This is a genomic window from Dietzia sp. (assembly GCF_036741115.1).
GTDB lineage: Bacteria > Actinomycetota > Actinomycetes > Mycobacteriales > Mycobacteriaceae > Dietzia.
Map to the genome: position 1 here is coordinate 40,565 of NZ_DAINST010000008.1, position 1,676 is coordinate 42,240.

3 protein-coding genes are annotated in these 1,676 nt (G+C 73.3%); all 3 read right to left on the reverse strand.

All coding sequences use genetic code 11. The annotated features are described in order from the left end of the window. On the reverse strand, positions 1-498 hold a 498-nt coding region (locus tag V7E05_RS02505; protein WP_333618116.1), incomplete at its 3' end, for an acyl-CoA dehydrogenase family protein. 53 nt (positions 499-551) lie between these two features. After that, on the reverse strand, positions 552-1,547 hold the full coding sequence (locus tag V7E05_RS02510; RefSeq protein WP_333618102.1) for an acyl-CoA dehydrogenase family protein: 996 nt from the start codon (positions 1,545-1,547) through the stop codon (positions 552-554). Next, positions 1,544-1,676, reverse strand: a 133-nt coding sequence (locus V7E05_RS02515) for an acyl-CoA dehydrogenase family protein (RefSeq protein WP_333618117.1), incomplete at its 5' end; no start/stop codon positions are given. The genes V7E05_RS02510 and V7E05_RS02515, both read right to left, overlap by 4 nt.

Consider the following 1,676-nt stretch of genomic DNA (forward strand, 5'->3'; position numbering starts at 1 on the left):
CCCGCCGAGCACGTAGTGGGCGGTACCGCTCAGTGTTGCCACGTCGCCGAAAGCGCCGTCCGCGCCGTTGCCGGTATCGACCGACACCCCGGGCTGCCCGTGCCATCCGCGCTCTCCGGCGCGGCACAGTGCGTACTCGGTGCCCTCGGCGATGCGGGGGAGGTGCTCGGCGCACGCGGCGGAATGGCCCGAGGCGATGAGCGCGTACGCAGCGAGCACGGCCGAACCGAGAAACGGAGAGGGCGCGAGCGAGCGGCCCAGTTCGTCGGCGGCGAGATGCGTCTCGAGGTACGAGCCTCCGGCACCGCCGAACTCCTCGCGGATCCCGAGCGCCGCGACGCCGACCTGCCCTGCGAGGGCCTCCCACAGCGCGGGATCGCTCCCGGTCTCGCCCGAGATGGCGCGGCGCACGGCGGCCGAATCGGAGCGTCGCTCCAGCAGCGCGCGGATCGCCTCGCGCAGCGCGGCCTGGTCCTCGGTGTCCGTGCCGGGGGCCATGGCTGCGGCCTCGGCGGGGGATTGGTCCGCCGCTGGGGTGTCCACGTCGGTGCTCATCGCGACGCCCCCGCGCCCTCGATCGCCGCGAGCACCCGTGCCCGGTGGAAAGCGGGTGTGCCCCACGACGACTGCAGGGCGCGGGACTTCGTGAGGTACAGGCCGAGATCGTGCTCCATCGTGTAGCCGATGGCGCCGTGGATCTGGAGGGCATTTCGGGCGGCGAGGTCCGCGGCCCGGCCGCAGGCGAGCGCGGCCGCCGAGACGTCGCGGTGGGACTGCTCCGACCCCGGCGACTCCGTGAGCGCGAGCGCCCCCGCCCATAGGAGCGGCCGCGCCATTTCCACGGCGATCGCGACATCGGCCGCCTCGTGCTTGATGGCCTGCTGCTCCCCGATGGGCCTGCCGAACTGGGAGCGCTGCTTCGCGTAGTCCACGGCCATGCGCAGCATCGCGCCGGCGAGGCCGAGCTGAACCGCCGCGGTGCCGAGCGCGCCGTGATCGACGACGTCCGCGAAGTCCGCTTCGCCGAGCTTCTCGGCGCCCTCTGAGTCGAGGGCGGCGACGCGGCGTGCCCGGTCCACGGATGCCTGCGAGGCGGCCTCGGGGCAGGAGAGGACTCCGCCGTCAGAGGTGATGAGCAGGCGGGATACGGCGACGTCGACCCCTGGGGCGAGGGGGCTGACGCCGGAGGCCGCGGCAGTAACGGGCGATCCCTTTACAACGGCGGAGTAGAGCTCGGACGAGCCGGTCGCGGCGGCGATCCGCGGCACCACGAACAGCGTCTCGACGGCGGGTCCCGGCAGGCCGCGCGCGCCGAGGACCTCCGCGATGGCCACGGCCTCTACGGGTGTAGCCCCCATGCCGTCGTGCTCCTCCGGTACACCGAGCGCCCATACGCCCTGCTCGGCGAGGGCGGACCACAGCGCGAGGCCGGGGGCGGTATCGCCGCTGTTCCACGCGCGGATCGCGGCCGGCACATCCTTGCGGGCGAGCATGGCATCGACTGACTCGGCGAACTGGCGGGTTTCGGGTTCGAGCGCGAACTTCATCGATTCCCCCTCGGCAGGCCGAGCAGGCGCTCGGCGATGACGTTCTTCTGGATCTCGTTGGTGCCCGCGTAGATCGGGCCGGCGAGGGCGAACAGGTAGCCGTCCTGCCAGCGGCCGTCGGCGAGCTCG